The sequence below is a fragment of the Candidatus Binatus sp. genome (genome assembly GCF_036567905.1).
Classification (GTDB): Bacteria; Desulfobacterota; Binatia; order Binatales; family Binataceae; genus Binatus.
In genome coordinates this window covers 41,228-49,199 of record NZ_DATCTO010000017.1, presented here as the reverse complement: position 1 = coordinate 49,199, position 7,972 = coordinate 41,228, and the positions used below count along the sequence as shown (strand labels likewise).

General features: G+C 62.0%; 9 protein-coding genes. 5 read left to right on the top strand and 4 right to left on the bottom strand.

The genetic code is table 11. The features are described from left to right. Positions 1 to 72: 72 nt before the first annotated feature. The 3 genes from VIO10_RS02850 to VIO10_RS02840 form a co-directional block, all read right to left on the bottom strand. On the bottom strand, positions 73 to 435 hold the full coding sequence (locus tag VIO10_RS02850) for a hypothetical protein (RefSeq protein WP_331959030.1): 363 nt from the start codon (positions 433 to 435) through the stop codon (positions 73 to 75). Between the two features lie 120 nt (positions 436 to 555). Beyond that, a complete protein-coding gene (locus VIO10_RS02845; RefSeq protein ID WP_331959027.1) occupies positions 556 to 1,554 on the bottom strand; it encodes an MBL fold metallo-hydrolase in 999 nt (332 codons plus the stop codon). Positions 1,555 to 1,678: 124 nt separating this feature from the next. Further along, positions 1,679 to 1,891 (bottom strand): dodecin family protein, encoded by a 213-nt coding sequence (locus tag VIO10_RS02840; RefSeq protein ID WP_331959024.1) that lies wholly within the window; start codon positions 1,889 to 1,891, stop codon positions 1,679 to 1,681. Positions 1,892 to 2,084: 193 nt separating this feature from the next. On the opposite strand from VIO10_RS02840, the gene VIO10_RS02835 reads away from it, so the two are divergent. From VIO10_RS02835 to VIO10_RS02820, 4 genes are all read left to right on the top strand, one after another. After that, positions 2,085 to 3,155: a GNAT family N-acetyltransferase gene (locus VIO10_RS02835; protein ID WP_331959021.1), complete on the top strand. Its 1,071-nt coding sequence runs from the start codon at positions 2,085 to 2,087 to the stop codon at positions 3,153 to 3,155. 113 nt (positions 3,156 to 3,268) lie between these two features. Beyond that, the gene (locus VIO10_RS02830; protein WP_331959018.1) at positions 3,269 to 3,952 is read left to right on the top strand and encodes a phosphoribosylanthranilate isomerase; all 684 of its coding nucleotides are present in this window, start codon (positions 3,269 to 3,271) and stop codon (positions 3,950 to 3,952) included. A 103-nt stretch (positions 3,953 to 4,055) separates the two neighbouring features. After that, the gene (locus VIO10_RS02825; protein WP_331959015.1) at positions 4,056 to 5,219 is read left to right on the top strand and encodes an ABC transporter permease; all 1,164 of its coding nucleotides are present in this window, start codon (positions 4,056 to 4,058) and stop codon (positions 5,217 to 5,219) included. 12 nt (positions 5,220 to 5,231) lie between these two features. Next, positions 5,232 to 6,392, top strand: coding sequence for an ABC transporter permease (locus VIO10_RS02820; protein ID WP_331959012.1), 1,161 nt, complete (start codon positions 5,232 to 5,234; stop codon positions 6,390 to 6,392). 9 nt (positions 6,393 to 6,401) lie between these two features. Here VIO10_RS02820 and VIO10_RS02815 read toward each other — a convergent pair whose 3' ends face one another. Further along, on the bottom strand, positions 6,402 to 7,280 hold the full coding sequence (locus tag VIO10_RS02815; protein WP_331959009.1) for an aldo/keto reductase: 879 nt from the start codon (positions 7,278 to 7,280) through the stop codon (positions 6,402 to 6,404). A 128-nt stretch (positions 7,281 to 7,408) separates the two neighbouring features. Here VIO10_RS02815 and VIO10_RS02810 point away from each other — a divergent pair, with 128 nt between their 5' ends. Further along, positions 7,409 to 7,972: a pyruvoyl-dependent arginine decarboxylase gene (locus VIO10_RS02810; protein ID WP_331959006.1), complete on the top strand. Its 564-nt coding sequence runs from the start codon at positions 7,409 to 7,411 to the stop codon at positions 7,970 to 7,972.

Genomic DNA, 7,972 nt, shown 5'->3' with positions numbered 1-7,972 from the left:
CCTCGGCTTTTTCACGAGGGCGCGCTCAAACCCGCGCAATTTGCGCGAGCCAGCCGACCGCCTTCAAACGTATTACTGCTTGGCCGGAGCCGGAGCACCACCGGTCGAAGGAGCCTTCGCTGCCATCGGAGTTCCCGGAGGCGGAGGAGGCACGTAGCCTTTGGGCTGCGCCGCAACCCATTGCTCGCACGCGGGAATGTCCTCTTGTTCGACCGATTCCTGCTGCATAATTTGCTGATCCGACCAGCCCTTCTTCTTTAAGTAGTGCACGCCGGGACACTTGACGGCCAAGTTGAAATTTCTTGACGTCGACGTCTGTGTGCTAGATACCGGCGCCGTGGAACCGGCTGCCGTGCCGCTGGTGCTTTGGCCCGCGCAACCGGCGACTAGCAATGCCAGCCCCGAAGCCAGCGCCAATCCGATCTTCCGTTTCATGGCATCCTCCTTCAATCTAGGGACCCCTCCACTAACCGAGCTAACATGGCTGTCCGCCGCTCGTTTGAGCAGGGCCAAAATACACCGTCTGGAAAAATTAGCAAACCCCCCGTAATTCGGTCATAACGCCTGGAACACAGTTCGTTCACCCCGCTGCGACCGGCGTGCGCGGCCTTCAAAACAGGCAAATTCCAGATGCGCAAGGGTTTCGAAGGTCGCCGCCATCACATGGAATATCGGCCGTTCTTCGCCCCCAAATATTTGTTGCGCGATCTCGAACGCCGTCTGCGGCGCCTTGCGCGTCAAATCGAGCATTTCAGCCTCTCGATACCGGTGATGTTCTATCAATTGATTGGCGCGATGACGATGGTCGTGATACACGCCGCCGTGCGCCGGCAAAACCAGCTCAACCTCGAATTTCTGGACCTTCACCTGCGAGTTGAGGAAATCGCCGAGCGGGTTGGTTCCCACCGCGTCCGGATAGATACCCACGTGTGGAGTAATTTTGGGCAACAGATGATCGCCCACGATCATCACCTTCTCCTTGCGCAAGTAAAGCACATTGTGACCCGGGGAATGGCCAGGCGTCCAGATCACTTCGAGTTCGCGGTCGCCGATTTTGATTACGTCGTGATCGTCGATGAACCTGTCGGGTTGCGTGACCGGACCGTACATCGACGTCCCCATCCACCCCGGGCGCATCCCGGTCGGCGCCAATTGCTCGATCGGAAATCCGTGGCGTACGAAAAACGCGCGCGACTCGGGCCGATCGTGAGGGCTCATCTTTCCGAACTCGATCATCCTGCCGGCGCGCTCGGCTTCGAGCCGATGAATGTGGGTCGTGGCGTGACTGCGGCGTCGAATCTCGCCCGACGCGCCGAAGTGATCGATATGGTGATGCGTGGCGATGATCGCGTCGAGATCCTCGATCTTGATCCCGACTTCCGCCACCGCTTCCTCGAGTGCGGCGATGCTCTCGGGCGAGTTCATCCCGGTATCGACCAGCGTCCACGCGCCGTGACAGTCGAGCAAATAAACGTTGATGATCGTCGGCCGCATCGGCAGCGGCAGAAAGATCTCGTAGATACCCGGATGAACCTCAACTATTTTCGTCGCCATCGATTACTCTAAATGACAGGTTGCGCATGACCGGGAAGTCCTTGCGCTCCGCCGCCTTTCTTCATGGCCGGAGGTCTCCGGGATCAGCCCTCGCGAGTGCAATGCGGATACTCGCGCGAGTTACTCACTCGTGCAGCTCGTCTTTCACCTGGAAAGTCACTTTGACTCGAACCTTCCAGCGCACCAATTGGTTGGCCTCGACCATTGCGGCGATGTCCTCGACATGAGCGGTGTGGATGCCTTCGATCGTGACGCCTGCGCGCGAAATTGCCAATTGCACGGCCTCTTCGACCGAGTTGGCCGAGATGCCCGTGAGCTCGATCGTTTTTTCAACCATGACGCTCAGCCGCTCCCGGGGACGCCGTTGGCCCGCGATTGTTTGACGTTTTCACTCGCCAGGCGCTACGCTCGCCCCCTGCGTAGTGGTTAGCGCACGGAGAGATCGGAAACAAGGCGACATCGCGCCGGCGTGCTATCCGGCAACCTCGATGGAAGCGCGCGATTCGTCAGCCCGTCGGGAGAGTCTGCAGTTGTCAGTCAAAATTGAGTCGCCTTCGGGCGAAGAAGCGCTCACCGAGTTCGTTCTTTTCCAGCATCGGGTTTACGAATACCGCAGCGCGCGATGGGCCGCGATGGTCCCGGTGCAGCTGCCGATCCTGATGGGCGATGGACCGTTCGCCGCCGGGCGCAAGTTCCGGCCGTTCACGGCCCGGGTCGATGGCGATATCGTTGCGCGCGCCGTCGCTATAATCGACAGCCACTATCAACGCCATTGGAAAGAACCGCTTGGGCATATCGTGATGTTCGAGGCGATGCCCGGCACCCGCGACACCGTCAAACTGATGATGGACGCGGCGTCTGAGTGGATGAAGGCGGAGGGCGCGACGGCGGCGCGAGCCGGCTGCGGATTGCTCGAATTTCCGTTCGTGATCGACGACTACGAGACCCTGCCACCCGACATCGCGCGCCAGAATCCAGCGTACTATCACGCGCTGCTCAAGGACGCGGGATTCGAAACCGAGCGCGGATGGGTTGACTATAAGATTGAGGTGACCCCGGAACTGGTCGCGCGCTACGAAAGCGCACTTGAAGCAGGCCGCCGCGCTGGTTTCGAAATCGCCGCGCTGAAGGATCTGCCGGCCGCGCGCCGACTCCGCGATTTCGAGCACACCTGGAACACCGCCTTCGCGCGTCATTGGGGCGCGACTCCCTTCAGCACCGACGAACTCGCACTGCTGTTCGAGTTCTTCGCGATGTTCGGCGCGCTCGAGACCTCGGTGCTGGCGTATCGCGACGGCCAACCGGTCGGCGCCCTGATGGTTACTCCGGCCACTCCCGACGGCGCAATTCTCAAGCCCGGCCGCAAGCTCGGCGATCACGAGAAACTAAACTTTCTCGGCATCGGCGTGCTCGAGGCGGCACGCGGCCGCGGCGTCAACCTTGCGATGGCCGCGTATGCGTACCTGCACCTGATCCGCGCGGGCGCGAAGTATCTCAGTTACACGCTCGTGCTCGACGACAACTGGCCGTCGCGCCGCACGGCGGAAAAGCTGGGCGCCAAGGTGTGCGCGAACTACGTCACCTATCGCCGCAACTTCTGAGCCTCGCTCTCGCGCACCTGGATGGCGCGTTGGCTCCGCAGCACGCTCGAAAACATCGCCACTCCCTCCAACTTGATCGTGCCAACCGCGTACAGTAGTTACAGGTGCATCCGATGGTCGTCCAGATTTACAGCATGACCTCTGTGTCCGACGCGGTTGCCACCGCCGAGGCGGGCGCCGATCTGATTGGCCTCGTCATCGCCGAGCCGGGTGTCGTAGCCGAAGCAATCGGCGCGCAACTGGCGCGCTCGATTCTTGCGGCGATCCACCCGCGCTCGCGCGGGGTAGCGCTGTCGCTGTCCGATGATCGAGACGAGATTTGCGCGATGGTTGACGCGGTGCGGCCCGACATCCTGCACGTGGCGGCGCGCGAGATCGAGCCCGAAGACTGCGCCTGGATTCGCAGCCGCATCGCGCCCGTCATGCTGCTGCGCGCGATTGCCGTGCGCACCGGCGAAACGCTCACCGAAGCCGACGCGCATCAGGACTGCGTCGATTACCTGATGCTGGATTCAGGCGCCAAGGGCCGTCCGTTTGCCGGCGCCACCGGCGAGACTCACGATTGGTCGATTAGCCGCACCGTGGTCGAGCGCTCGCGCATCCCGGTGATCCTCGCGGGCGGACTGTCCGCCGACAACGTCGCCGACGCGATCGCCACCGTCAGGCCCTGGGGCGTCGATTCGTTTACGCACACCGACGTTCCCGGCAAGCGCGGGAAAAAGGACCCGGCTCGCGTGCGGGCATTCGTCGCCGCCGCCAGGCGCGCCTTTGCCTCGGTCCAGACGCCGACTCACTAGTTTCTCCTGGCCCTCTAGGAACACGCGCGGCGACGGTTTAGAATCCAGCCCTTTCCGGACCGGGCAACGCCCGATCCACCCGGCATGATTTCCCGGGGGCAAAGTGATCCCGATTCGTTACAACTTGCGCAGCCTGATGGTTCGCCGCGCGACCAGCGTGATGACGGCGTCGGTGGTGGCGCTGGTCGTGATGCTACTGTTCATCTTGTCGGGCTTCGTCGCGGGCCTGCGCGCGACTGTGATGCGAAGCGCGATCACCGACAACTGGATCGTGCTGAGCCGCGGCACGGCCAACGAGGGCGGCAGCTTCATCTCGCGCGAGCAATACGAGATCATCAAGAGCCGGCCGCAAATCGCGACGACTCCCAACGGCCAGGCGCTGGTCTCGCCCGAGGTAATCACCGGTTTCAATCCGGTCCCCGACGCGCCGCCTTCCAGCGCGATCTTCACGCTCCTTCGCGGCGTTTATCCAATCGCCTACCAGGTCCATCGCGACATGCGCCTGGAAAGCGGGCGCTGGCCAAATCGCGGCACGGCCGAGATGGTGGTCGGCCGCAAGCTGGCCGCGCGTTTTCATAACCTCGCGGTCGGAAGCGATTTCAAATTTGGACGGCGCACTTTCAAAATTGTCGGCATCTTTTCCGATCACGACAGCGCGCGCGAGTCGGAAGTGCTGACCGATCTCGACATCCTGACCCAGGATATCCACGTCGCCAACGGCTTCCAGGTGCTTCACGTCGTGCTCAAGCCGGGCACCCATGACGACTTCGCCAAGTCACTGACGACCGATTCGCGGGTCAAAGTAGATACGATGTCGGAGCAGGAATTTTACGCGAAACAAACCGAGTTCGTCGATCAGTTGCGCGCGCTCGGCCTGATCGTCGCGCTGATTCTTGCGATTGGCTCGGTGTTCGGTGCGATGAACACGATGTACTCCGCGGTCGCGCGCCGCACCAGCGAGATCGGCGTGCTGCGCGTGCTGGGCTTCAGCCGCTTCAACGTGCTCGCGAGTTTCGTAATCGAGAGTATCGTGCTCGCGCTCGCCGGCGGCGTGCTCGGCGAGATACTCGGGGTGTTGGTCGCGTACTCGACCGGGCTGGCCAGCCAGCTCATGAACGTCGGCGAGTTCATCTTCAGGTTTCAGCTGACTGCGGGCGCGTTCGTGTCGGGAATGATCGCCGCAATTGCGATTGGCGCGCTCGGCGGATTGCTGCCCGCATGGCGCGCCTCGCGCATCGGTCTGGTCGAATCGCTGCGCTCGGTCTAAACGGGAATCATCGTGTTCAACTGGATCAAATTGGTCGAGCGCAATATGCGTCGAAATTTGCGCCGCACGATTCTGACTATCCTCACGATCGCGCTGGCCACCTTCATCTACACCGTCCTGGTGTCGGTGCCGGCTTCGATGGATCGCGTCGTCAAGGACGCGTCCGGCACGCTCCGTCTCATAATCAGCAACAAGACCGCGCCGTGGGAGGATCTACCAGCGCGTTATTGCGACGACATCAATAAAATGTCCGGCGTCGCCGCGTGCGTCGCGATCACGGGATGGTTCGCGACGTGGCGCGACGTCAGCGAGCCGGTCTTCGGCGTCGGCGCCGGCCCGGAGATAGGCGACGTGTTCCCTGACTACGCGTTGACCAACCAGCAGCGCGAGGCGAGCGCCAAAGAAAAGCGCACCGCCATCGTCGGCGAAATTCTCATGCGCAAATACGGCTGGAAGATCGGCGACACCGTCACGCTCCGCAGCACCGACTCAGACCATATGGAGATGACCTTCATCATCGGCGGCCAGATGGCGTCCAAGCGCTATCCCAACACCTTTCTCATGCGGCGCGACTACCTGATGGCGGCGCGCAAAGCGCACGGGCTGCCCGACGAAGACATCGCCTGGAACATCATCGTCCGCGCCACCAGCGCCGACGCGATGGGCCCGCTCGCCAAACAGATCGACGAGCACTTCGCCAATTCCGACGCCGAAACGCGCACCATGACCGAAAGCGACGCGCTCTCTTCCGGCCTCTCCGCCATCGGCAACATCAGGGCTATCGTGTTCGCGCTATGTCTGGTCGTGTTGCTGACCGTGCTGCTCATCGCCGCCAACTCCACGGTCATGATGGTCCGCGAACAAATCAGCGACGTCGCCGTGATGCGCGCGCTCGGCTTCAGCCGCAGCGCCGTAGCCTTTTTGTTATTCGGTGAATGCGGCGCGATCGGACTCTTCGGCGGCATCATCGGCGCCGGCGCCGCGTTCTGGATGTTCTCCGGCGGCATCACGCTCGGCGCGGCGCTCGGCGGCAACGGCGCGCTGTGGGTCACTTCCGCGCAAACCCTCAATGCGCTGATCGCCGCGCTGGCCGTCAGCATAGTGAGCGGCGTCGTCCCGATCTTCGAAGCCGTCCGGCTTCCGCCCGCGCTTGCGTTGCGCAAGGTCGTTTAGTCGGGGCCTTTAGATCGTGTCCGACACGCCGGGGATGAACAGCGGTTCCATCGCGTAGCGCGCCACGTCGGCTTCCATCTCGGCGCGCGCCGGCGCCGTTGCTTTCACGCTCGCCGCATCGAGAATATCGCGGATGAGGGTCGCGTCGCTCGAGGTATTCAGGAACAGCCCTGGCCGGCTGAGCACGAAGTGGACGCTCCTGCGGATCGCGTCGCGATCGCGAAGCGGCTCGTACCAGCTGAATTTCGGGCCGTTGCCGTTTTGCCATCGCCGCCGCGCCACCGACTTGATCGTCTGCGTCGCCACGGCGCGCTCGCGGCAGACTTTCAGCAGCGCCTCGACGTCGGCGCCGTACTGTCCGATATCCAGCATTGTAAAATTGTATGGAAACAACACCGAGTCGAACGCGAACCGCTCCAGGCTGCGGCGATGCATCGCGGCGACCTGCGAGCCGTGACCCGTGACTCCGATGAATCGCACCAGTCCCTGGGTGCGCGCCTCCACCAGCGCTTCGAGCGCGCCGCGGGCTCCCAGAGCCGTCGCCCATTCATCCTGCGCGACCAGGTTGTGCATCTGGATCAGGTCAACCCGATCGACCCGGAGCCTCTCCAGCGATCGATGCAGGCTCGCGCGCGCGCCTTCGTAGGTGCGCTCGCCGGTCTTGGTGGCGAGAAAAAACCGTTTGCGATGCTCCCGCATCCACGGACCGATCCGCAATTCCGAATCGCCGTACGAAGCGGCCGTGGCGATGTGATTGATGCCGTATTCGAGGATCAGCTCGAGCACCCCGTCGGCCTTGTCCTGCTTCATCCCGCCCAACGCGGCGGCGCCGAAAATGACCCGCGTGCTCTGATGACCGGTATTTCCAAATGGACTTGTCTCGATCACGATTCACCTCGGCGGATATTCTCACTCGTCAGCTTACCCCTTATCGCAACTGCCGGCGAAACCGCTACCAAAACGCTTGCGCTTGCTCTATGTAAATGAAGAAATCGAATTGGGAGACAAAATAGCAGATGGGTCCGATCGACAAAGGTATTTTTCTGACCAAGGGCGTCGGCAGGCACCGCGAGAAGCTCACCTCGTTCGAGCTCGCACTTCGCGACGCGCGGATCGCCGAGTTCAATCTGGTTCGAGTCAGCTCGATTTTTCCTCCCGGATGCAAAGTCGTGTCGATTCAGGACGGACTGAAGACCCTGACTCCCGGCCAGATCGTTTACACCGTCATGTACGACAACTCCACCGACGAACCGCATCGCCTGATGGCTTCGTCGGTCGGGCTGGCAATTCCGGCCGACAAGGATCAATACGGCTATCTGTCCGAGCACAAGAGTTTCGGGCAGACCGACGAGAAGGCTGGCGACTACGCCGAAGATCTCGCCGCCACGATGCTCGCGACCGCGCTCGGCGTGGACTTCGATCCCAACGTCAGTTACGACGAACGCAAGGGCGTATGGAAGCTGTCCGATAAAATCGTTCAGACGCGAAACATCACGCAATCCGCGATCGGCGATCGCGACGGTCTATGGACTACGGTCGTTACGGCCGCGGTATTCGTCAATCTACCGACGGACAAATAG